The following is a 22,326-nucleotide window of genomic DNA, read 5'->3' on the forward strand; positions in this document are numbered from 1 at the left end:
CGGCGTAAACGCCTGTGGTGTCTCACCTGTCCCGCTGCTCCCGCAGGAGTCTCGCACTTGCGCTCCAATCAACCTTAAATCGTTTCGTTTTAAAAACAACAATCTTTACGAAAAGAGCCAAATAGAAAGACGTTTTTTTATGGATTTTTCAAAAGTAAAAGTATTAGGGCATGGTTCTTTATCATTTAACTTTGCTTCAATAGCCTGCGATCGATTACAAAATTCCCAAATGGGATGAATGAAACGATGAAAATCATCGCCATTTTTAAAAAGGACCATTTTGATATGATGCTCACATAAAGTAATAAGAGCCCAAACACGACAAATAAGAAACCATGGATGCTGCCTAAAATGAGTGTTGCTTCCCCAATATCCAATATGTACTTAATGGGCATGCCAATGGCAAGCAATAAAACATATGAGATTCCCTCAATTATTGTTATAAACCGAAACCATCCAATAGCTGTAGAAAACATTCGCACATCCCCTTATTTGTACAAGTACGGCAAATAAACAAACTTCAACTTCTTATCTCTAATCCAAAATCTGTTACTCTATCATATTATATTACTGTGACACCCACTAATAAATAGTACCAGTTTTTCCTTAAAATAGAACAACAATAGAAGCCCAATCCAAGGATTGGGCCTTTTAAGAAAGTAAGTTCAATTCCACTTCAATACGCTCAATCCCGAAACCAATTCGCTCCCTCATCCATATGCACGAAGGGAATATCCGTATCAACCACACCTCTGATTCGTTCTAGCTCAACATTTTCCCCTTCTAGCCATTTCGCAAAATCTATTGAAGTCGGCTCCTGGTTCCCTCCCAAGGCAATCCAAGCTTTCATCTCCTTAGGTAAATAAGCGGAAGTATGAATAGTTCCCGCCCAGCTGCTATATAAATCCGAGAAGACACCTTGATTGGTATCATTAAACAACCTGAAAGCATCGTAGGCAGATGAAAGTCTCCCTTCATGATCTTGGATGATCTCCAATCGGCGTTTCGAATCGATAAGATGGTGACGATTTTCTTGTTTCATGATTTCAAAGTGATTGGTACAGGCATTTGACGTGCGCACCTCTACATTTCTTGGAGAGGTTTCAACGATATAGGTACTTCCGCTTTTATCATAGACGACGTAAGTGAAGGAATGACGATGCGGGATTTCCTTCAACATCTCGACCGCTTCCTGTACGTTTGCACAAGATTCAACAATCAATCTGCCAATCATGCAGCAAATGAAACCATCACCAGGGTTCTTGCGATTCATGAAATTATAGCCTATCACCACACCTTTTTCATTCATTCCATCCATCCGGCCAGTCCCTCGCTGACTCGGGCCGATGCTTGCATACCCTTGATCGGTTGGCTGGAATAAAACATAGCGTCCTTCATATGTCTTTGGGTGGTAATCATAATTGCGAATGAGATAATCATCGCCAGTCATGATGGAGCAGCCCGACCGAACATAATCCAATCGGTATCCACCGAATTCTTGCAGCACGCGGTCAATTGGCCATTTCAACGCTTCCTGCAACCCCAGTAATTCTTCCCAAACTCCAGGAGAGAATTGTATAATTGCTTTCTTGACCTCTTCTTCCTCAACCGTAAACCGCGGCTGCCTGATCTTCCACTGATCTTCACGATTTTTTACCGTTAGTGAATCTCTTAATTCCTCCCCTTGCATGTATCCAAACTCATAATGTGTACCCCGAAATTGTATGACATCACTATATATTTGCTTCACGGCATATCCCTCATTTACAGTAGTTGCTATTCAAATTAAGGATACTTGAAGTATTGTTGAAAATAAAGAATATAAGCATTTAATTTCATGAAACATCTCCCCTAAGATCGGCTCATATTTTGTGCCTGGTATATCCAAAAGACTGGAAATTTTATCAATTACACTGATAACAGCATTAATTGACTCACGAATGAAAACTTGATATCCAGGGGGCAAAAAATGGGGATTGGTACATATAAAATTAGTTGTTTTTTCGGTTCAGCTTCATAGCAAATGAGTGCATATCCGATCGGAATAAACCTTTATAGTATTCGACCAAATTACCCTTGGAATCAAAAATCATTCGTTCTGTAATCAACACGCACATCATTTCGTTCAAACCTAAATGTTCCGCATCTTCTTTAGATGGAAAGCCGCATGTAATAATTTGTTCCGCTTCATTAAAGTTAATGTTTAGATTCCCTTCAAGCGCATCATACAATACTGTTGTACTTAAATTGAATTTCGTCAATTCTTTTCCTAGTTCCAAAGAATAATAATGCTTTTCGATTGCTATGGGGACATCCCCCTGTAACCGCAGCCTTTTAATATGGTAAGATTCATCTTCAAAACCATTTGCCTCTGCAATATTTTCAGGGGTCAATACACGGCCATGATCAAGTAATTTAATCCTCATGCTTTTAGTGGTTTCCGTGAAACTTATCATCTGAAGCCATTCCTGTACAGGTTTTAGGGAGACGAACGTTCCCTTTCCATGCCTTTTTTCCAATATCCCTCCACGAACCAGGATGGAAACAGCTTCCCGTACAGTGCTCCTGCTGACAGAATACATGTCCATGAGTTCCCTTTCACTTGGGATTTTATCCTTATAATAACCTTCTAAAATCTGATCTTCCAAAATGGTTTTTAATTGAGCGTGTAATGGGATTGGATTTTCAAAGTCTAACTCCATAAAGTTCCCTCCAAACAGCCGATCTTTTAGTGAACAAAAAGCTCCCTTCATCGTTTGACAAAGGAAGCTTTATTCTATTTCCTAAAGTATTAGAAGTAACTGGATTGAAACATGACTTGACTACTTAACTTCAAAGGAGTCAACTATGCCAATAATCGCTGCATCGATTGGGGAATTTTTTTCATTCGTCAACTTTTGTGCAGGTAAGCCTTGTGTGATAATAACCGTTTCACCGACACCTGCTCCAATTCGATCCATGGCAATAACAATATTCCCCACTGATTCCTTCAACGAATTTAACGGCTGAACAATCAATAATTTAACATGTTCCATTCCTTTTTCTTTTTGAGTTGTCCAAACACTTCCTATAACTTTTCCTAAAAGCATCTTATACATCCTTTTTAACAAACAGGACATTTAGTTTATTAGCTTTAATCAAATCCTTTGCCAAAGGAGAAATGATGGTCCCCTTCTGAAGGTAAATGGTATCATTCGGGCTATAGGACTTTGATTCAAACCATTCAGTCGTAAGTAACTTTTTGGTGTAGGACAAATGTTCACCTTTAGAGTGATTTTCTTCCAATGGCTCTTGTTTATTTTGGCCATTCACTTCTAGCTCTTTACAAAGTTTATTAATGATTACATCAGCTAAATCCTTTTGCGGTGAAAACGTTATGCCAAGCTCCGTCATTTGCTTCATATACTCTTCAAACCGTTTACGATATGGAGCTGGTAAAGAGATGGCTTTTAAACAACTACGATCTGATCGTTTAATCCCTGGTACATCTTCGCCGACTAATATGAATTTTTGCAACAAGCTCGCCGAGAAAATGATTTCTGACTTAATTGATCCTTTTAATCCAGTAGCAACCCTTGCCGCATTATCCAAATCAATTTCAGGAATAATGATCCCATCATACTCTTTTGGGAGCTCCATTGCCGATGGAGCATATTCATCAGCGGCAATCACCTTCCTTGCCCCGCTCGATTCAACCTGTTGCATGCCTATCCAAGATGATGTTTCACCATCTAAAAATAAAGTATCAAAAGCTATATTTGCATTTTTCAATTTAATAAACTGATCTGTAAATGGCTCATGTGCCGAGCTATCACAAAAGACAAATAAAACTTTTCCGTTATTTTCTTTTTCCTTCTGCACTTGAATAGATTGTAAAACTTCCCGAACAACCGATTCTACCATTGAACGAATTTCGATTCTCCTCACCTCCCTTTTTGCGACAGGAATTCTCCATTTTTCCCAACCACTTTTAAATAATCACCTGTTTTCAAACCTGCTGCATTTCCTTCATCTAGATCAACGTGGAAATCCAGTTTGTATCTCGGAGCTACTCGAACGATAACATCCAAGAAAATTATAGAGCGCTCGCCTATTGATTGAAGAAGTAAACCATCTCCATGCTTAACGTCAAACTGTTGAGCATTCTCAGGTGACATATGCACATGACTCTTTGCTATAATCACTCCTTTATGGAGAGCTACACAGCCTTTTGGTCCAATTAGCGTCAAGCCCGGCGTATCATCGATTGAACCTGATAACCGTATGGGCGGATGGATCCCCAATTGAAATCCATCCGTTTTAGATATTTCTACTTGAGTATCTTCCCTTACCGGACCAAGGATTCGGACTTTTTGGATCATCCCTTTTGGCCCCAGTAAAGTGACTTGTTCCTTTGCAGCAAATTGTCCTGGTTGTGACAATTCTCGTATAGGAGTTAGTTCATAATTATTTCCAAACAGTATTTCGACATCGTGTGATGATAAATGAATATGCCTATTTGAAACACCCACAGGAATCATTAAATTATGCATTTCCCCTTCATTTGACGACGAGGAATGTTTAATAGGGTCCATATTTCCAATGACAATTCTTCTGTCTCTTAAGAAATCAGCCGCCGCAGGAGTTAGTCTATCGTCCCCAATAGGATATGGATTTGGAATCCCGGTTTTCAACATCCGTCTTAATTTGGATTCCGTTATAATTGCCATAAGTTATTGTTTATCCTTCCAACTTCGGAAGAATAAGTTCAATATCTGAATGAGGACGTGGAATGACATGAACGGAAATCAGTTCTCCTATATTTTCAGCTGCTGCGGCTCCTGCGTCTACAGATGCTTTAACCGCTCCAACATCCCCCCGCACCATGACTGTTACTAGGCCTCCACCAGCATGTACTTTACCAATTAGTTTTACATTTGCAGCTTTTGACATGGCATCAGCGGCCTCTATTGCACCTACTAACCCTTTTGTTTCGATCATTCCTAATGCTCCCATTTCTACACTCATTGTTTATGCCTCCCTATTTATAAGTTATATTTTAAGTTCTTGCAGGACACTTTTCACGATATCCATAACTTCCGATCTTGAAATTGTTTTCTCACTACCTGTTGCCTCATTTCGAGCATGAACATTGCCTGATTCTTGTTCATTGGACATTTCACGAACTCCAAAAGCAATTCGTTTTATATTCAACAAATGCTCTGGACCGATGTTGTCCGACGATACATTATTTCCATATGTTCCACAACCAAGTGTCATGGATGGCGTAATCCCTGTCGTAGCACCAATTCCACCAAATGTTGTTCCGGAATTGACTACAACTCGAGATACTTTTTGTTCCAACCCTATCTTTTCAATAATTCGTTTGTCTTCAGAATGAATCCCAAGCGTATGCCCAAGTCCGCCTACTTTAAGCAATTCATTACAAACATGACTGGCTTCCTGCCAATCCTCAACAGTATAATAAGCTAAAATTGGAGATAACTTTTCTACTGAAAAAGGATAAGACTTTCCGATATTCGTTTCTTCTGCAATCAATACCTTAATCCCATCTGAAAGGAAAATCCCTGCCATATTGGCTAATGTTTGTGGGGATTTGCCCACTATTCCAGGATTTAACCTCCCGTTGACCATGATGATTTCCTCTATTTTTTTCTTTTCATAATCATCCAGGAAATATGCCCCTTCATTTTCCAACTCTTTTTTCACTTTTCTTTTTATACTTTTTTCTACAATGATCGCTTGTTCAGATGCACAGATGGTCCCATAATCAAATGTTTTACTTTGCACGATTTGTTTAACGGCTTTTTCTACATTTGCACTGGAATGAATAAAAACTGGAACATTTCCAGGTCCTACCCCATATGCAGGTTTACCTGAACTGTAAGCAGCCTTAACCATTTCTGTACCACCAGTAGCTAAAATAAGATCGGTTAACTTATGATTAATTAACTCATGTGCCGAAGGAAGTGTCGGATTTGTAATGCTTGAAATGATTCCTTTTGGTGCATTCGCTTCCTCTGCAGCCTCTTGCAAAATTCTCACCGTTTCATTTGTACATTTTGCAGCAGCTGGATGTGGACTAAAAACGATGGCATTTCTGGACTTTAATGAGATCAGTGCTTTAAAGATGGCTGTTGAAGTAGGGTTAGTGGACGGGACAATCCCCGCTATTACGCCCACCGGTTCAGCTACTTCCCACACTTGTTTTTCTTCATTACGAGAAATGATCCCTACTGTCTTTTTATCTTTCATTGATTCAAATATATCTCTTGCGGAAAATAGATTTTTTGTCCGCTTATCCTCTACCCTTCCATACCCCGTTTCATCAACAGCCATCGCTGCAAGCCTTCCAGCTTCCTTTGTAGCAGCTTGAGCCATACTCTGAACAATTCGATCAACTTGGTCTTGAGTCATTTTTTCCATTTTTTGCTGTGCTAACTTTGCTTGTTCAAGAAGCTGTCTTGCTTCTTGAATCGATTCAAGATCTTTATCCAACATCATCATTTATCCCCACCTTTCCCATTCTGAAGTGCATTTATATATTTTATTAATTCCTCTTTTTTCGCAGTTGTAATTTCTTGGGGAGATAGAGGGAAGCCACTTAGAGAATTGGCAAGCTTTCTTAACTCTTGGGTGCTCTTTTTATGAAGTTCTTTTACATTTTCATCGACTTTTTCACCAATAGCTATGGTACCTGGCTGTTCAACTCGCTGGATTGCTTTTTCACTTTTGACAGCCTTTTTTTCTTCTTCAAGCTTTGGAAAGAGCATTTTGATAACATGATCATCCGGTCGCGCCAAAACACGCGAATAACGGAATATTCCGACTTTTCTAGCCGCTTCTTCTCCTACAATAACAGCCGATTGTACGGAAGAAACATCACCCACTATATAAATAGTAACAATCCCTGCATCTGCCCCTTGATAGGTAGTGATTTTTACATCAGCTGCCTTCGAAGCGGCATCTGCAGCAGCAATCATTGCGGGAAAGCCAATAGTTTCGACCAGACCTAATGCGTAGGCATTTTTCACCAATCATTTTCACCTCTCCGCCTCTTTGAATCCCGATTATAGGAATACTCCTCATATTGGTTGAAAGAATATTTTACCTTTTGTAGAAGGAGCGAACCTTATTTATTTAATCGCCATTAGCTAGGCGCAAATTAATTTTTGGAATTAATTGATCTAAGTCCCCGATACTATCAATAACATAATGAGCACCAGCTTTTTTAAATCTTTCCGCCACTACTTCCAGTTTTTCCGCTAAAATTTCTGGATCTAGAGCATTCACTTCTTCTTCCTTCAACCCTAATTCACTGCTACCTCTTAATATGCCTACACTCCAAGAACCCGAGTTAATACCTTCTTTAATATCACTCACTGTATCTCCTACTTTAATAAAATGCTTCATAGGATAGACACCTAAATTCATGGCATTTTGATAAATCATCCACGGAAACGGCCGACCAGCAGGCACATCATCCGGCGTTACTAGCAAATCTGGAGCGTAACCCCTTTTTTTCGCTCCTGCCGCAACAACTTCCATCATTTCAGCTGTATATCCAGTGGTAGAACCAATCTTTATCCCTTTTCTTCTTAGACGTTCAACTAATTCAATAGCACCCGGTATTGGATTACAATAGTTAGGGAGTATCGAAAACAGCATAGGTTCAAAATCTGCATATAGAGCATCAACATCTTTATCTTCAGGCAGATTACCATACTTACTTTTCCATAATTCTGCGATTCGGTCCATATCGCACATTTTTCGAATATGATCCCACTTTAAGAGGCCCATTGGTGCTCGTGCTTCCTCATCTAACACTTCTATTCCTCTTTTTCTAAATACCTCTTTGAACACTTCTAGTGGTGCAAAGCAACCATAATCAACAGTTGTTCCTGCCCAGTCAAAAATAACCGCCTCAATTTGGGGAGAATGATTATTCAAAACGCCAACCTCCTTCTTCGACAACATCATTGGTATTTCTCCTATTTAAGTGAATGGGAGTTTTATTGTCATTATTATTAAAAGATGTGGTTCCTATATCTCTATTTTTCTATCTTATAAAAATTGGCTCTATACGGTAGTTTCTTCTACACCCACATCAACAACTTCAATTTGTTCATGAACATGAATGCCTCTTTTCTTTAGTTCATCAAAAATCATTGTCGGTTCAAATGCTTCTTCTGGAATTAACACCCCTGTTTTTTCCACCAAGCCTTTAGCTATAATCTCAGTAGCTATCGCCATTGGGATTCCTACATTTCGAGTATAAGCTCTTAGCATTTCCCATCCCTTAACGGATCCATCACTAGAGGGGTGAGTATGGTATAAAACATGACGCTTTTTAACACCATCTTTTATCCCGACTACTTCAACATGGAGAGAATACCCGTATAATTCAGTTTCTTGGCCTGCTTTTGACTGAAGCAAGTAATCACCAATAATATCCATAAGCCCTATTTCTTTTTCATTCACCACCACTTTTGGGTTTGCAATGATTCCGTAGTCATATAGCGAACGAACGAACTGCATATTTTGTTTAGGCCAAGTGCCCCTGACTTCGATTAGTTGTACGCCCTTACATGAAAGCGCTTTAGCTAATGTGCGTGTTTCAGAATGAGGAATAATATATTGAACGGTTTCACCATACGGCTCAGGCAGTTTGATATTTCTGGGCCTTGCAAATGGAGCAACTTGCACAAACTCACCTTTTTCAAAAACGATTCTTCCAGGAAGGTCAGGATCGTACTCATAAGTAGTTGTTTCTGTAATTGATTTTGAGAAGGCGATAGGCCTAAAAGACCCGTGGCTTACTCTAATAGATTCAACTTCTTCCAATTGATTGGCAGCGTGCATGGCCATCATTTGAGTTACACCTGGCGTCATCCCAAAGCCTGGAACTGCAGTTCTGTTGTTGATTTTGAAAATTCCCGAAAATTCATCTTCTGCACCAAATCCATTTAGATTGATTCCATGACATCCCGCTTCTGCAATACATGCCGTAGAAATACCATTTAATGTGATGGTAGTGCCATCCATTACTATATCGTAGCCCCTCATCTGTTCAACTGTTTCATCATGATTCATTACATTTACTTTCACGAAGTTCACACGAGGGTCGTTTAGTTCGTTAACTAATTCTTTCCCTAATGCTTCATTGAAATCACCAATTGTAATTTCATCAAATTCGGAGTACTCGACTAGATCAAGAACAGCTTCTCTACAGATTCTTCCAGCACCGCCTAAACAGAACACTTTCATTAGCAACACCCTTTTTTTTGAAATATTCACTCAATTACGAGTTACTTAAAGTTTACCATATAGATATTGTTTTGTCCTGTTTTTACTTGTTTTTTATTTGTTTTAATTTGTTTTTTTATTTTCACCTTGTTTTTTCCTTTATTTATTTCTAAATGATAAAGATCTTTTCAAGCAGCTATGTGGAACACCAAAATAAAAGGGTAAATAAATAAAAAGCCAAGTTCTCTAATCTCAAGAACTGGCTTTCTATTTTATATAACTATTTAACATTATTATTTTATCCTTCTTGTACATCCTTACGACTTGGTATTCTATGGTGCATTCCTTTCTTTTCTTGTGATTTTGCTTGTCGATGTTCAATGTTGTTACTAATTTTTGTTAAAATGAAAGTAATGAAAACAGCCGCACATACAAGCCCATAAAAGCCAGCACCAATTCCAATACCTACACCTCCAGCAAAAAACACCATAGCGGCAGATGTTAACCCTTGTACCCTAAGTCCGTCTTTTAAAATAAGACCAGCCCCTAAAAAACCCAGGCCAGAAACAATTTGTGCAGAAAGCCTCATAGGATCCATTCTAACATTTATATTTGAATGACTGAAAACGTCAACACTGTAAATTGAAACAAGAGTGATTAAAGTGCAAGATACAGAAACATAAGTAAATGTTTTTAATCCAGCTGGTTTGTTTTTTGCACTCCTATCCCAGCCGATAAACATTCCTAGCAGGGCACTGATTACTAGCCTTAAATAAATTTCTATATTTTGCAAAAAATGTTCTTCGTAAAATACAACTAAATACTCCATTTGCTGATCCCCCTTCATAGGCAAAAAATTTGCCTATATTACTGAGAGGTTTTTTTGTTATTATTTTTCATCTATTGTAGTGTCTGCAACCAACCATTTTACATTGTTTTCTCTCAGTGGTGTTTCCCAATCACTTGGATGTTGTCTGTCGGATATCACCATACTTATATCTTGAAGATCTGCCATTTTATAATGGGTCCGTTTTCCTACCTTGGAATGATCAATTAATAATATCGACTTTTCTGATTGCGCGATTAGTTTCTTTGCTACCATACCTTTTGAAAAGTCATAGCTGGTTATACCACTTTTTATAGAAAGACCATCTGCCGATATAAAAAACTTGTCAATGTAGAGTCCATCCAGCATCTGCAATGTGAAAGGCCCAGATACTCTATGATGAGAAGTGTTGATCTCTCCACCTAACATGATAATTTTTCCTGAAAAAATATTTTGATGGTTTAAATCAATGAGAACAGAGAGGGAATTAATAGAAGTGGTATAAATAGTCAAGTTTTTCTTTTTCCGCAGATTTTTTGCCAATTGCAATGGTGTGCTCCCATCATCAATGGCTATTACATCGTTGTCATTAATAAGATTAACTGCTATTTCTCCGATTCTTCTTTTTTCATCAGAATGTATGACCTCTCTTTCATCAGTGGAAGGCTCCCCATTAAAAAATGAATTTTCAATAGCCCCACCATAGACTTTTTTTAGCTTTTCTTCCTGATGTAATTCATCTAAGTATTTCCGAATGGTTTCAGTTGAAACCTTTAATATGCCCGATAGATCCTTAACCGTAACTTTTCCGCTAACCTCTAATAATTCTAGAATTTTTCTCTTTCTTTCTTCTCCAGCTAATGACAAGACTTTCACCCCAAAATTAGTATTTCCATCATTGTTTCATAAGTTTGATTAAATTACTATTCTAACCGAGATTTCCAATATCCGTTAAAAATAAATCCAATCTATAAAAAAAAGTATAAGAAACAATGATGGAAGATACAAGCATTCTAAGGAAAGACTTAGTTATTAAATGCAGGTTTCTGCCAATAGCTGCTTTGCTCAATCGCAAGTAATAAAGCTTCCATATCGCTTTGATGTACATTTCCGATGTTACCAATTCTAAACGTATTTAAATTGGTGACTTTTCCTGGATAGATCACAAATCCCTTTTCTTTTAATTTTTTGTAAAATTCAGTAAACTCAAATTCCTTGTCTTGCGGATAATAGAAAGGCGTAATAAATGGAGACTGTAATTCATCGGGAAGCAACGGTTCGAAATTAAGCTTTTTCATTCCTTCCACAAGGATCCTTTGGTTATTTCTATATCTTTCTGCTCTTCTCTTTATTCCACCTTCTTCAGCTAATTCTTTTAATGCTTGTGCAAATGCCCGAACTACATGGGTCGGTGAAGTGAATCGCCACTTACCATTATTATTTTCCATCGTTTTCCATTGATCATAAAGATCCAGTGATAGAGACCTTGCGTTTGACTTGCATTTTGCAAACTCTTCAATTTTGACGATGGCAAAACCAAAACCAGGTACGCCCTCGATACACTTATTTGCACTGCTAATGAGAAAATCAATGTTCAATGTATCTATATCCATTTCAATGCCACCGAAGCTGCTCATCGCGTCTACAATAAAAATCTTGTTATGTTTTTTGACAATTTCACTTACTTTTTCAATAGGGTTTAGCATACCGGTTGTAGTTTCACAATGAACAATGGCAACATGAGTTATATCTTGATCATTCCCCAATGTTTTATTTAACTCATTCAGGTCTGGATGATTAACCTCCCCACTATCTAATACAACCGTATTAATTCCAAGGATACCCGATATTTTTGCTATCCTATTACCATATGCCCCGTTGGCTAGCACCAGTAATTTCCCGCTTTTTGGAATCACGGTTCCAATTACAGATTCCACACTAAAAGTCCCACTTCCCTGCATCAAGACAGCTGAGTACTTATCCTTTGTATTAGTTGCTAGTTGTACAATCGTCTTCCTGATATCTTGAACAATATTATTATAGTCATCATCCCAAGTACACCAATCCTTCATCATTGCTAATTTAACCGTTTCAGTTGTAGTTAATGGACCAGGGGTTAGTAATAAATAAGGATTGTTTGTAATATCTTTAACATTCATTTTAATTCCACCTTTTTAAAGTTTTTTTACTTTTGTTAATTTCCTATTTGTTTGGATCTATAAATAATCAACTAACATATACAAAAAACAGACATACTTCAATTCTTAACTATTTTGTCCGCTAAATAAGGTTGGTTTTTTGTGGATGCACTATTTTCACGTTCGCTCATCGTTTTCAGTAAGACTACACAAATTAGTGATAAAACACCAAGTAACATGAGGTAGATTGCAGCAGGAAGCCACGAACCATTAAACTTTGCTATAAGCCAAGTAGCAATTAATGGTGCTGTACCTCCGAAAAGGGCCGCACCTAGTTGATAGCCTACAGAAATTCCTGTATAACGGATCTCTGCTTTAAACATTTCAGAGAATAACGTGCCCATAACGGAAGTAATGATAGACCAAAGAGCATATCCGATCATTACCGCAACTGTTAGCAAAAGCACTGATTTCTTGGAGAGCAAAAGGAAGTATGGTATTGAGAAGATAATTACCCCCAACGTCCCACTTACAAATATACCTTTTCTTCCAATCCGGTCAGATAATTTACCAATAAGAGGAATCATAAAGAGAGAAACTAGTGTCCCGATCGTCACGGCATTTAATACCGGACTTTCCGGCATCTTTAATGTATTAGTAGCGTATGAGACCCCAAAAGTCGCAAACATATAGAAAGGAGCGGTCTCAATGGCTTTTGCACCTGTAATCAAAAGTACTTCTTTCCAATGGTATTTTAGTGTATCGGCAATCGGAAGTTTAGACACTTTGCCTTCATCTTTTGCCTTTTGAAAATCTGGGGTTTCCTCTAAACCATTCCGTATCCATAAACCGATTAAGACTAGCGCCAAGCTTCCAACGAATGGTATACGCCACCCCCACGAAAGAAAAGCGGCATCCGGCAACAAGCTCACCAGAGATATGGTAGCGGTGGCAAGGATCATTCCTACAGCTGCTCCCATCATCGGGATACTTCCTGCAAAACCACGTTTTTCTTTCTCTGTATATTCTACTGCCAGAAGGACTGCTCCTCCCCATTCACCTCCCACAGCGATTCCTTGAATCAACCTTAAAGTGACAAGCAAAACTGGTGCCCAAACCCCAATGGATTGGTAACCAGGTAATAAACCAATGAGGGCTGTACTCACACCCATGATTCCAAGGGTATATACTAATGACTTTTTCCTCCCAATTTTGTCCCCAATGTGGCTAAAAATAATACCTCCAAGCGGACGAAAGAAGTAAGGTATCCCAAAAGATGCCAATGCGATCAGTAAACCTACCGCTGGACTAAAATTCGGGAAGAAAAGTTTGTTGAAAACTAATGAAGCCACAGTACCATACAACAAATAATCATAATATTCTATTGAACTACCAATCAAACTTGCAACCAAGGCTTTCCTTTTGACCTTTTTCGAGTGAACTATTACCGACATAAAAACCCCCCTTTTTTTAAATTCCAAAGATGAAAGCGTTTTCTAATGTGTAAAATAACATATCACATTTTCTGACAATTTGGAATATTTTTTCTATATTTTTTTTTATTTAATTGGCTTTAAGGTTTTTTTATGTTGGTTTTTATTTGTTTTATGAAATATATGTTGAAAACTAAAATTTATAACTTTTTACTTATGAGGAGATAAATGAACGTTTACAGACGCAATACATTTTATTCCTGCTTCCGTTTTTGCGGTTGCGGGCCGTGGCTGCTTATTGATTGGAACCTTGTTCATTGGGTTATGTAATCCATAGGCAGTCAAGAGCCAATGAATGTTCTTATATAACAGAAAACGAGATTTCATTTACTTTGTCCTAAATTAAGAGGCGAACCTCAGCCTCTTCGTTCGAAAATGGACGCATGTTAAAAGCGCTGAAGAGCATATCAGCGCTTTTTTCATTAGGCTGTTTTTGCATAATTCACTGCTATTTACCAAGTAAAGCGGTGTGGTTGATTTCCTCTCCAGATGCTCGCTTTCCGCGGGGCGGGCGGTGAGCCTCCTCGGCGTAAACGCCTGTGGGGTCTCACCTGTCCCGCTGCTCCCGCAGGAGTCTCGCACTTGCGCTCCAACCAACGTCAAATAGTTTTGTTCTAAAAAACAATCTTTACGAAAAGAGCCTTTTATTATGATGAAAACATAAGAAACCCAAAACGATTTAAGATACACGGTGAACTAAAAAACAACTTTCAATGTTCCAGTTATCAAAGTATTCATTTTAGTACTTTGTAACATTATAAATAAATTCATTATAGCAATATAAAAGTAAATTATTCACAAATAATTTTTCATCAGGAAAATAATTTGAATAAAGTTTTTGATTTTCGCGAGATTTAGTGACTTTTGAAAAAAAGATGGACATCAGATCATCAAGTTACTATTTCACCTAAAAGGAGTGAAGGTTCTTGCAACAGTGCAGTTGTACCAGTAAAAACTATGGAAGTTGAATGTGATAAAAATTTCAATTTAGCTAAGAAAGTGGATCTATTGGATAAACCCGAATAATTTATAATACAGAGATTCCAGATACAGATACTTCCCATGTGGAAAACTATTATTATTGATAATGAGTGGTAACAGAACATTATTAAGGGAAGGACTTTTCTATCAGAAATTATTGTTTTATAAAATCATTCTGTAATGAATTTCAAAGATTCCCCATTGTACTTTTTTATATCAACTACATCAAAGCCCACAAATTCTTGAAAATCATTGTCCGCAAAACAAAAGTCAATTCCTTTAAAGCTAAACTTACTTTTAATATCCTTTTCAGTTATGCGGAATGAAAATTTCTCTCCATTTTTCTTATATATTTTCTTGCTTCCAGCTATTTTAGACAACTTTGGTGTCATTGGGCCACAAAACTCGATCCTCACTATTCTACTACCTTCATCTTCTGCTAAATATCAACAGGACTAGGACCGCCCCTGTTGCTGCTTCTTGAACTGGTTATTTACATCATAAGTTGAAATTAAGATAAGCCTTTAAAATTTTTGAAACAACTCACCACACCATACCTCCCTCATAATCTGTAACTAGGCACATTTTGAGGGGGACGGATCATGGAGATGGAATTAACGGCACTCCATTGGATTTATGTTGTATTTATTGCATTGATAATCGGGTTTATGGTAAAACGTCGTGATACTACCCTCATCTGCATAGTTGGAATATTCCTTTTGGCTTTAGTGGCTACAGGCAGTTTAGCACCCTCCATAAGCGGGATATTCAACAGCTTCATTTTCGCAATCACGGAATTAATGTCCACAATTTTAATCATTTCCATCATCGTTGCCATGAGCACGGTTTTAACGAGGTCCGGCATTAATGATGTCATGATTGCACCATTTGCGAAATTCATTAAGAATCCTACACTTGCCTTTTGGGTAATTGGAATCGTCATGATGATCATATCTTGGTTTTTCTGGCCATCACCTGCCGTTGCCTTACTTGGGGCAGTCCTGCTCCCCGTTGCCTTACGAGCTGGCTTACCTGCTCTTGGCGTGGCGATGGCGATGAACCTTTTTGGTCATGGAATCGCATTATCAGGGGACTTCATCATTCAAGCTGCTCCTAAACTAACTGGGGATGCCGCTTCCATACCAGTCGGTGATGTCATCGCTGCGAGCATTCCTCTTGTCATTACAATGGGGGTCGTCACCACCATATCCGCCTTTATCCTTTTAAAGCGGGATATGAAGCTGGGAAGAATCAATGCGGCGGATAATGAGGGAATCATCCAAGATCAGACAATCAGTGAGATCTGCTCACACTGGGACAAAAGAAGTTTTTTGCCGTTTTCATTCCTATTGCCTTTCTGTTGGATGTTGTGGCATTGTCGGTTTTGAAGTTGCAAGGCGGAGATGCCACGGCGTTGGTTGGCGGTACAGCCGTTTTCATTTTGCTGATTTTATCCCTTGTCGCACATAAACAGCAAGGATTGGAAAAATCAACCGCCTATTTGATTCAGGGTTTTCAATTTGGCTTCAAGGTATTCGGACCTGTGATCCCAATCGCAGCATTCTTCTATTTAGGTGATTCGGGATTTAATCAGATCATCGGGGACTACTTACCAAAAACATCACTCGGCATCGTCAATGACCTCGGTGCTGCCCTAGCGGCCTCCGTTCCTTTAACGAAAGAAATAGCCGCCATCACATTAACGGGCATTGGTGCCATCACTGGCTTGGATGGATCGGGCTTCTCAGGCATTTCTTTAGCCGGATCTGTCGCCAAACTATTTGGAACGGCAATCGGAAGCGGAACCGCCACCTTGACTGCACTCGGGCAAATAACTGCGATTTGGGTTGGCGGAGGTACATCTCCGTCGACTAAAAACATCTCTTGTGTCTACCGGAAAAAACAAAAAAGCACAGCGTGTATAAATAGTGTTGGACCACTACTTATACCGTCCGCCTACTCACGATAGGCAAACACTTGCTGTACCCTTATCCACATTTTACAATATGTGCTGGGTTGGAGCAACGTTTGCCATGATCAATTATGGTGAACGTTGCTTTTTTGTTTCCAAAGAGGAGACAACATATTAATGAAGAAACGTATTGATGTAATCGCAAATGAAGAAGCATATAACAATTTATCATCTTTCACTGACATTGAAGAATTAAATAAGAATGTACGAGTTTGCCGAGACGCCATTCGTGCGTCTGTGAAACGTGTGGATGTACAAGCTAGATTAATTAAGTTGTTAGAGATTTTAAAGCGTCACAGTTGCAAACAAATTGGTGTGAGCTACATGTGTAAGAACACAATTGCGGATAAGCTTGAAGTATCTTATAAAACTGTTCAACGTTTAATGAAGAAACTTGAAGACCTCGGAATGATCCGCCAAGTACCAATGAAGCGTAAAAAAGATATGATGCAAACAGCTAACGCTATTATCATTCAACCTGTGAAAGATGAACTGTCCGACAAGCAACCTACTAAAAGTCCTACTAAGTGTCCGACCATTAAAACAACTACTTCTTTCTTAAAACAAAAGATTAAAAACAATAAACGTAAAGCCGTTGCTCAATTCTCTCATGTGGATAATTCTCTTGGAAACTCTGTAAAACAAGCAAATTTTTTAGCTAATTGGGTTCCAGATGTATTTAGTAATCTCGTAGGGTCTTTCTACGAAAAGGCTGAAACAATACAGGAGTTTTGGAAGGTAATTAAACAGTGTAATAAAGTGGTTGATTATTCTACTAACGAAAGAGCATTTACAAGTAAACAGGAAATAGAAATCGGCACTAAAGCATTTAAGGAATTTGCTATGAAGGTTAAGAGTGGAGTTAAGATGCATAAAGGAAAGTTTGTTTATTTCAATGGGATTGTGAACAAGCTTATGAATGAGCTTTACTTTGATGCAGATTTTATGAACAACCTTAATTAATCAGAAAGGTTTTTACCTGGCCAGAAAATTTTATTCTTATGGCATTAATGGGGCAAAATAGTTGAAAATAATAGGAGAGGGAAACTACCTAACAGGTGCGTTAAATAGATAGAAATATAAAATTGGTGCAAACAAAAAACCTCTAATTGATTAGAGGTTTTTTTGAAAATTATATTTTATTACATTAACAAATAGCTGTGAGTGTAGATTCTAAGTTTTCGCTGCCCTACTCTTACTAAAGGGTGCGTTCGTATTATAGAGTTAACCAGTTTTTACTGGTTGCTCCTTTTTTTATAGGACCTATTATTTAGGGCTGGGGAATATCCGCCAGCCCTTTCCTGCTTAATAATCATAATACAATTCTTCCGCCCGCTTCTTGTCCGTTCCCTTCAGATAAGCCCATATATAGCGAGGGTTTTTGACCATAACCCAATCCCCGAATTTATCAAACTTTCTGCTTGATGTGAGCATGCCAAAAGGGATGATGCCGAAAAGCTTTCGATTTACCAGCCCCCACATCATCAGCCGATGGGCAAAATCAGCGTCTTCGGCCATAAGCAATTCCTCATTGAATCCGTTAATGGCCACGAAATCTTTTCTGTAGCACCAGAAAATCCCAACTGCAATCAAACCATACTTAATTAGCATTGGAATGGATATGGCTGCAACAGATGTTAGAATCCCCAAAGACATACGGTCAAATAACCCGGATGTCCCGCCACCGATAAATAACCCGCTCGATAATAACAAATTCACTCTAGATAGGAATCCTTTAGACATTTTGGTATCTGCATCTATCGTAATCAGAATATCTCCAGTGGCAACTTTCGCCCCTACATTTCTAATTTTTGAAAGATTTTTGTCCTTATTTTTGATCGTGATCGCATTATAGGATTTTGCGATTTCCTCCGTCCGATCTGTACACCGATTCAACACAACAATAATTTCAACCTGATCCTTATACCGCTTTGAAGCAGCTTTGATGGATTCCAGACACCCCGCTATATATTTTTCTTCATTGTGAGCAGGTATAATGATAGAAAACTTCTTATTCCTATTTTCCTGTGTCAATTTTCTCACCCTTTCTTTATATAATTCAAATTCAAAAAGTGTCAGCTTAGAAGATTGATTTTAATAACACTCAGTTATATAAAATATGAAAAAAGTGACGGATTGCTTGTACATCTTTCCTGTTTCTTATAAGAATGTTAGTGGATTCAACGAATTTACAAATGAAGTTATATGAAAATATAGGAAAATGAGACGGAGTAAGTGGTATACATTTGGGAAACTGACGGATAAATCTTTATGTGTTCAATTGAACATCTGGCTAAAAATGGAAAAAAGCCTGTGTTTGTTAAGACAGTTTGGAATGTCCTGTGGATTCTAAAACAATGGGAGCTCGAACTCCAGTCATACTTTCGATGTCTTGAAGAAATAAAGAAAAGTTCTCTAATCCTTCGAGGGTATATGTCACCTTAAAACTATATTTGTAACGCTTTTTCTTTTCCAAGTATGCTTGAACCTGACTTTCACTTTTGCGATATCCAGACCTACTACTGGATTCATTCTTAGATCTCCTCCTAAAAACTAACCGGTACCCCTAATCCTTCTTGTTGTATGATAGCTTCGCTTTTATACGCGATCTAGGTCTAGGTCCCAACCAGCCCCAATCGTATTTCTACAAGTAGGGGGCGAACTGTTTACTTGAGGGGATTTATGTTAGTCCCAAGGTGCGTCCGTTCTACCCCCCAGCTACCGCTATCATATATCGATTAAAAAATGATCATCCAGAAATATCTGGCTGACCTTATAATACTAACGGGTGCGTTAGTTTCATAGAGCACAAAATGAGACCATTATATGAGTGGTCTCTTTTTTTATTTGTTCAGCGAACCCTAAAGAAACAGGGAATAAAAATATTTAGTCGGAAATATAAGTGTTTTATCCCTAGCTGGATAAATACAGGAAACCACCCTACAATTAACAATTTAAAATAGCTAAATTACTGTGTATGAAGGTCGATGATTTATATAAGGAGGAAGAGGAATGAAAAAAATATTAGTTATATTATCTGTTATGATTTTGCTTACAGCTTGCGGGAAGAACTTGGATACTTCTTGATGCGTTCGGAAGTGAAGAAGATATTGAGACTTACAACAAAATGGTTGATTTAGATAATGCCGGTTCAAACGCTTTACTACCTGGCAAAAGTGTTGAATATGTGGCGGCATTTGAATTAGACAATGAAACTCACGATGTTACTTTTACAGCGATAGATCAAAATACTTTTGAACAAGTCGGAAAGTATATTGTAAAATTGAAATAATATATATTGCCCCTTACTTGATAGGGGCTTTCGTTATTTAAAAGTTTCCTAATTACAAAAATATTGAGGGAAAAATTATGAACATTAATATCAAGGTTTACTTACATGCAAAAGAAACTAATTTTTTACAAAGTGGCAGCTTCCCTGTTCCTAATTCAGATTTTAAGAAGGATCCAGATTGGGCAGCTGCTATTGCGGCATATGAATGGATACAGCAGATTAAAAATAACTTTGCAGCTAGTGAGGATTTCCGGATTGATCAAGTTGTTTATAACGATGATATTGATATTACGGAGTTAGTTAAGAAGGTTAAGCCTCTAATTTAAAACAAAAAAGAGACCTACTCGTTGAACTATACCCCGGATAACGGACACACATAAAAAAGTGTCCCTCTACACCACCAATACCACCAACAGTAATTCTTCTTAAATCATTTGCATTTATATCTTCATTTATTATTAAATTATACATTTTTAGTAATTCCCCCCCAAATCTTTATTTGTTTTAGATTATGTAAATATAAGGATGATGTTTAGGTTCATTACCTAGAGGTATGTACATTCGTGGAATTTTAAGTAAAAAGCCCACCATCACTGGCAGACTTTAAACGAAATTTTGTGACATTTTTGTATTTATTTACATGCTTGTACTTTAACCATAGAAAATATCATCGTAAAAATTATCCCAATAACGATGGGAATAGCGGTTAGGATAGTGGTTGAAACGGAAAAGGCGGTGCTCACGGCGGTGGCCCCTACGACGACGAAATTCAAATTCTCTGTCAAATTCACGACGGCGAAAATCGTTACACATATAATCACCTCCTGAATACTTATAATTTATGTTATTCTTTTTTAGATTTTACGATTGGACAACACATAGGACAACAACACATTTTATAAAGTCAATATTCTGTTGCTATTTTAGTGAAAAGTAGGAACATTCTGTTCATGAATCTTTATTTCTTGTTCAACTAACGGTTCAAAGAAGACCACAATTTAAGTGGTCTCTTTTATTTGTTCAAAAATCAACATTAATGTTTAACAAAGCCAAAGTAAAAGAAGCCCCTCTCAACTAAGAGAAGGACTTTAAAAGGTCGGAGTGTTACTAAGTTAGGGCAACACAATAATATTTTATCCATTGAATTACATATATTCTTCCTTAATAAAAAATAAGCCCCATCTCATTTAAGAGTGGGGCTTTTATTCTGACGGAGTGCAAAGGGAAAAAAACTATAATATTATTGTATCCATTCATTTACTTTTTATTCATACTTTTTGTTATGCAGCAAATAACTCTTCAAATGTCTCTTTCCCTGCTTTTCCATCATCGAATAAACCTTTTTTCTCTTGGAATTTCTTCAGTGCTTTTTCAGTACTTGTCCCGAAGTTAGAATCAAGTGTTCCAGGATTATATCCTTCGATGTAAAGCGTCGCCTGTAGAATCCATGTGATATTCCCTTTTGTTCCCTTTTTGACAGTGACGATTGCCGCCTTCGTCTTAGATCCCCATTTACCGTCCACAACAAGCTTTTTATTGAATTGCTTATTAAGTTCTGTTTGTAGGCCTTTGATAAGCGCTGTTTTAGTTTTAGGACCTTTAATCCCATTCACACTAAGACCGGCTTTATACCGGCTATTTAATGTTTTTTGAATGGAAACTATAACACTATCCCCACTACTCGTAGGCTTCGTGTCTTCTTTGATATTATTATCAGGTTTTTCACTAACATCTTTAGCATTTCCAAAATTGATTTTCTGACCAATTTTTAATTTAGTTGGATCTATTCCAGGATTTGCTTTAATTAAATCTTCAACTTGCAAGCCACCCGTTCCATCTTTATGTGCAATGCTCCAAAATGTGTCCCCTTCTTGGATGGTATAAACATCAGGAGCCGGTTGTGGTTTGACTGGAGTCTTTGAGCCTTTCCAATCAAAAGCATCTCTGTAGTTATACTGACAACAAGCTTTCCAACTATAACCTGGCATTTCATTATGGGCCTTATCATATTTCCCGATCCCATCTTTAACAAGTGCAGCGTGAAGTTCTGCAATACTGGCAAGTGTGGCATCATCCATAGTTTCATATCGATAATCTCCAGCAACGCAGATACCTAGAGAGAACTGATTGCTATTCCCCACATGGAAGGTCCTGCGGTCGATATCATTCGCATATACAATCCGAGCTCTTATACCTTTTGGTGTGTTAATAACATTCTTAGGCTCTATAACAAATGTATACCCTATCCCCGGCCACCCCAGCATGTTTACATGGTAACCCGCAAAGCTTGCAGCATCAGAACCACCCAAATCTTTCTTTGTTAAGGAATGGTGCCAAACTCGGTGGGTAATTGATTTTGTGCGTTTTGAATAAGTGCC

23 protein-coding genes and 1 pseudogene are annotated in these 22,326 nt (G+C 37.9%); 4 read left to right on the forward strand and 20 right to left on the reverse strand.

Translation table 11 applies throughout. The features are described from left to right. Positions 1–185 precede the first annotated feature (185 nt). The 16 genes from ACFRAK_RS19010 to ACFRAK_RS19085 form a co-directional block, all read right to left on the reverse strand. Positions 186–476, reverse strand: coding sequence for a DUF3817 domain-containing protein (locus ACFRAK_RS19010; RefSeq protein WP_034305497.1), 291 nt, complete (start codon positions 474–476; stop codon positions 186–188). 209 nt (positions 477–685) lie between these two features. Then, the gene (locus ACFRAK_RS19015) at positions 686–1,750 is read right to left on the reverse strand and encodes a C45 family autoproteolytic acyltransferase/hydrolase (protein ID WP_387705239.1); all 1,065 of its coding nucleotides are present in this window, start codon (positions 1,748–1,750) and stop codon (positions 686–688) included. Positions 1,751–1,991: 241 nt separating this feature from the next. Then, positions 1,992–2,702, reverse strand: coding sequence for a GntR family transcriptional regulator (locus tag ACFRAK_RS19020; protein ID WP_387604603.1), 711 nt, complete (start codon positions 2,700–2,702; stop codon positions 1,992–1,994). Between the two features lie 120 nt (positions 2,703–2,822). Then, positions 2,823–3,089 (reverse strand): EutN/CcmL family microcompartment protein, encoded by a 267-nt coding sequence (locus tag ACFRAK_RS19025; protein WP_260287402.1) that lies wholly within the window; start codon positions 3,087–3,089, stop codon positions 2,823–2,825. A 1-nt stretch (position 3,090) separates the two neighbouring features. Further along, positions 3,091–3,927: a hypothetical protein gene (locus tag ACFRAK_RS19030; RefSeq protein ID WP_394572249.1), complete on the reverse strand. Its 837-nt coding sequence runs from the start codon at positions 3,925–3,927 to the stop codon at positions 3,091–3,093. Next, entirely contained in the window at positions 3,924–4,709 is a 786-nt protein-coding gene (gene pduL / locus ACFRAK_RS19035; protein WP_387604607.1) for a phosphate propanoyltransferase, read from the reverse strand. Before pduL ends, ACFRAK_RS19030 begins: the two co-directional genes overlap by 4 nt. 10 nt (positions 4,710–4,719) lie before the next feature. Continuing rightward, positions 4,720–5,007, reverse strand: a complete 288-nt coding sequence (locus tag ACFRAK_RS19040) for a BMC domain-containing protein (RefSeq protein WP_260287405.1) — start codon at positions 5,005–5,007, stop codon at positions 4,720–4,722. A gap of 24 nt (positions 5,008–5,031) precedes the next feature. Continuing rightward, positions 5,032–6,504: an acetaldehyde dehydrogenase (acetylating) gene (locus ACFRAK_RS19045; protein WP_387604642.1), complete on the reverse strand. Its 1,473-nt coding sequence runs from the start codon at positions 6,502–6,504 to the stop codon at positions 5,032–5,034. Next, positions 6,504–7,034 (reverse strand): BMC domain-containing protein, encoded by a 531-nt coding sequence (locus ACFRAK_RS19050; protein WP_394572250.1) that lies wholly within the window; start codon positions 7,032–7,034, stop codon positions 6,504–6,506. The genes ACFRAK_RS19045 and ACFRAK_RS19050 overlap by 1 nt, the downstream gene beginning before the upstream one ends. Before the next feature lie 106 nt (positions 7,035–7,140). Continuing rightward, positions 7,141–7,950: a phosphonoacetaldehyde hydrolase gene (gene phnX, locus ACFRAK_RS19055; protein ID WP_387705244.1), complete on the reverse strand. Its 810-nt coding sequence runs from the start codon at positions 7,948–7,950 to the stop codon at positions 7,141–7,143. Positions 7,951–8,079: 129 nt separating this feature from the next. Next, positions 8,080–9,267 (reverse strand): saccharopine dehydrogenase family protein, encoded by a 1,188-nt coding sequence (locus ACFRAK_RS19060; protein ID WP_387604613.1) that lies wholly within the window; start codon positions 9,265–9,267, stop codon positions 8,080–8,082. 277 nt (positions 9,268–9,544) lie between these two features. Continuing rightward, positions 9,545–10,075 carry an MgtC/SapB family protein gene (locus ACFRAK_RS19065; protein WP_387604615.1) on the reverse strand — a complete coding sequence of 177 codons (531 nt, stop codon included), beginning with the start codon at positions 10,073–10,075 and terminating at the stop codon, positions 9,545–9,547. Positions 10,076–10,135: 60 nt separating this feature from the next. Beyond that, positions 10,136–10,939 carry a DeoR/GlpR family DNA-binding transcription regulator gene (locus tag ACFRAK_RS19070; RefSeq protein WP_260287411.1) on the reverse strand — a complete coding sequence of 268 codons (804 nt, stop codon included), beginning with the start codon at positions 10,937–10,939 and terminating at the stop codon, positions 10,136–10,138. Between the two features lie 158 nt (positions 10,940–11,097). Continuing rightward, positions 11,098–12,231: a 2-aminoethylphosphonate--pyruvate transaminase gene (gene phnW / locus ACFRAK_RS19075; protein ID WP_387604617.1), complete on the reverse strand. Its 1,134-nt coding sequence runs from the start codon at positions 12,229–12,231 to the stop codon at positions 11,098–11,100. 98 nt (positions 12,232–12,329) lie between these two features. Beyond that, a complete protein-coding gene (locus tag ACFRAK_RS19080) occupies positions 12,330–13,664 on the reverse strand; it encodes an MFS transporter (protein WP_387604619.1) in 1,335 nt (444 codons plus the stop codon). Between the two features lie 1,190 nt (positions 13,665–14,854). Then, on the reverse strand, positions 14,855–15,100 hold the full coding sequence (locus tag ACFRAK_RS19085; protein ID WP_387604621.1) for a hypothetical protein: 246 nt from the start codon (positions 15,098–15,100) through the stop codon (positions 14,855–14,857). A gap of 186 nt (positions 15,101–15,286) precedes the next feature. Between ACFRAK_RS19085 and ACFRAK_RS19090 the strand changes: the two are divergent. Continuing rightward, a pseudogene (locus tag ACFRAK_RS19090) lies at positions 15,287–16,653 on the forward strand (hypothetical protein). A 120-nt stretch (positions 16,654–16,773) separates the two neighbouring features. Further along, positions 16,774–17,619: a helix-turn-helix domain-containing protein gene (locus tag ACFRAK_RS19095; protein WP_387604623.1), complete on the forward strand. Its 846-nt coding sequence runs from the start codon at positions 16,774–16,776 to the stop codon at positions 17,617–17,619. Between the two features lie 342 nt (positions 17,620–17,961). On the opposite strand, the gene ACFRAK_RS19100 is transcribed toward ACFRAK_RS19095, so the two are convergent. Further along, on the reverse strand, positions 17,962–18,699 hold the full coding sequence (locus ACFRAK_RS19100; RefSeq protein WP_387604625.1) for a glycosyltransferase: 738 nt from the start codon (positions 18,697–18,699) through the stop codon (positions 17,962–17,964). A 1,084-nt stretch (positions 18,700–19,783) separates the two neighbouring features. On the opposite strand from ACFRAK_RS19100, the gene ACFRAK_RS19105 reads away from it, so the two are divergent. Together ACFRAK_RS19105 and ACFRAK_RS19110 are read left to right on the forward strand one after the other, a co-directional pair. After that, positions 19,784–19,948: a hypothetical protein gene (locus tag ACFRAK_RS19105; RefSeq protein ID WP_394572252.1), complete on the forward strand. Its 165-nt coding sequence runs from the start codon at positions 19,784–19,786 to the stop codon at positions 19,946–19,948. A gap of 77 nt (positions 19,949–20,025) precedes the next feature. Next, positions 20,026–20,274, forward strand: a complete 249-nt coding sequence (locus ACFRAK_RS19110) for a hypothetical protein (RefSeq protein ID WP_387604629.1) — start codon at positions 20,026–20,028, stop codon at positions 20,272–20,274. On the opposite strand, the gene ACFRAK_RS19115 is transcribed toward ACFRAK_RS19110, so the two are convergent. The 3 genes from ACFRAK_RS19115 to ACFRAK_RS19125 form a co-directional block, all read right to left on the reverse strand. Beyond that, a complete protein-coding gene (locus tag ACFRAK_RS19115) occupies positions 20,258–20,419 on the reverse strand; it encodes a hypothetical protein (RefSeq protein ID WP_394572254.1) in 162 nt (53 codons plus the stop codon). The genes ACFRAK_RS19110 and ACFRAK_RS19115 overlap by 17 nt on opposite strands. A gap of 180 nt (positions 20,420–20,599) precedes the next feature. After that, positions 20,600–20,761: a hypothetical protein gene (locus ACFRAK_RS19120; protein WP_387604632.1), complete on the reverse strand. Its 162-nt coding sequence runs from the start codon at positions 20,759–20,761 to the stop codon at positions 20,600–20,602. A 467-nt stretch (positions 20,762–21,228) separates the two neighbouring features. Next, on the reverse strand, positions 21,229–22,326 hold a 1,098-nt coding region (locus tag ACFRAK_RS19125), incomplete at its 5' end, for a peptidoglycan-binding protein (protein WP_394572255.1).

It is taken from the genome of Peribacillus sp. NPDC056705 (genome assembly GCF_043656335.1).

What these genes read in the sequence shown, in the direction of transcription:
- ACFRAK_RS19045 (WP_387604642.1), bottom strand. Translation starts at nt 6,504, where the DNA reads ATGATGTTGGATAAAGATCTTGAATCGATTCAAGAAGCAAGACAGCTT.
- ACFRAK_RS19040 (WP_260287405.1), bottom strand. Translation starts at nt 5,007, where the DNA reads ATGAGTGTAGAAATGGGAGCATTAGGAATGATCGAAACAAAAGGGTTA.
- ACFRAK_RS19060 (WP_387604613.1), bottom strand. Translation starts at nt 9,267, where the DNA reads ATGAAAGTGTTCTGTTTAGGCGGTGCTGGAAGAATCTGTAGAGAAGCT.
- ACFRAK_RS19025 (WP_260287402.1), bottom strand. Translation starts at nt 3,089, where the DNA reads ATGCTTTTAGGAAAAGTTATAGGAAGTGTTTGGACAACTCAAAAAGAA.
- ACFRAK_RS19120 (WP_387604632.1), bottom strand. Translation starts at nt 20,761, where the DNA reads ATGTGTAACGATTTTCGCCGTCGTGAATTTGACAGAGAATTTGAATTT.
- ACFRAK_RS19020 (WP_387604603.1), bottom strand. Translation starts at nt 2,702, where the DNA reads ATGGAGTTAGACTTTGAAAATCCAATCCCATTACACGCTCAATTAAAA.
- ACFRAK_RS19115 (WP_394572254.1), bottom strand. Translation starts at nt 20,419, where the DNA reads ATGTATAATTTAATAATAAATGAAGATATAAATGCAAATGATTTAAGA.
- ACFRAK_RS19010 (WP_034305497.1), bottom strand. Translation starts at nt 476, where the DNA reads ATGTTTTCTACAGCTATTGGATGGTTTCGGTTTATAACAATAATTGAG.
- ACFRAK_RS19080 (WP_387604619.1), bottom strand. Translation starts at nt 13,664, where the DNA reads ATGTCGGTAATAGTTCACTCGAAAAAGGTCAAAAGGAAAGCCTTGGTT.
- ACFRAK_RS19105 (WP_394572252.1), top strand. Translation starts at nt 19,784, where the DNA reads ATGGTTGATTTAGATAATGCCGGTTCAAACGCTTTACTACCTGGCAAA.
- ACFRAK_RS19065 (WP_387604615.1), bottom strand. Translation starts at nt 10,075, where the DNA reads ATGGAGTATTTAGTTGTATTTTACGAAGAACATTTTTTGCAAAATATA.
- ACFRAK_RS19095 (WP_387604623.1), top strand. Translation starts at nt 16,774, where the DNA reads ATGAAGAAACGTATTGATGTAATCGCAAATGAAGAAGCATATAACAAT.
- phnW (WP_387604617.1), bottom strand. Translation starts at nt 12,231, where the DNA reads ATGAATGTTAAAGATATTACAAACAATCCTTATTTATTACTAACCCCT.
- ACFRAK_RS19110 (WP_387604629.1), top strand. Translation starts at nt 20,026, where the DNA reads ATGAACATTAATATCAAGGTTTACTTACATGCAAAAGAAACTAATTTT.
- pduL (WP_387604607.1), bottom strand. Translation starts at nt 4,709, where the DNA reads ATGGCAATTATAACGGAATCCAAATTAAGACGGATGTTGAAAACCGGG.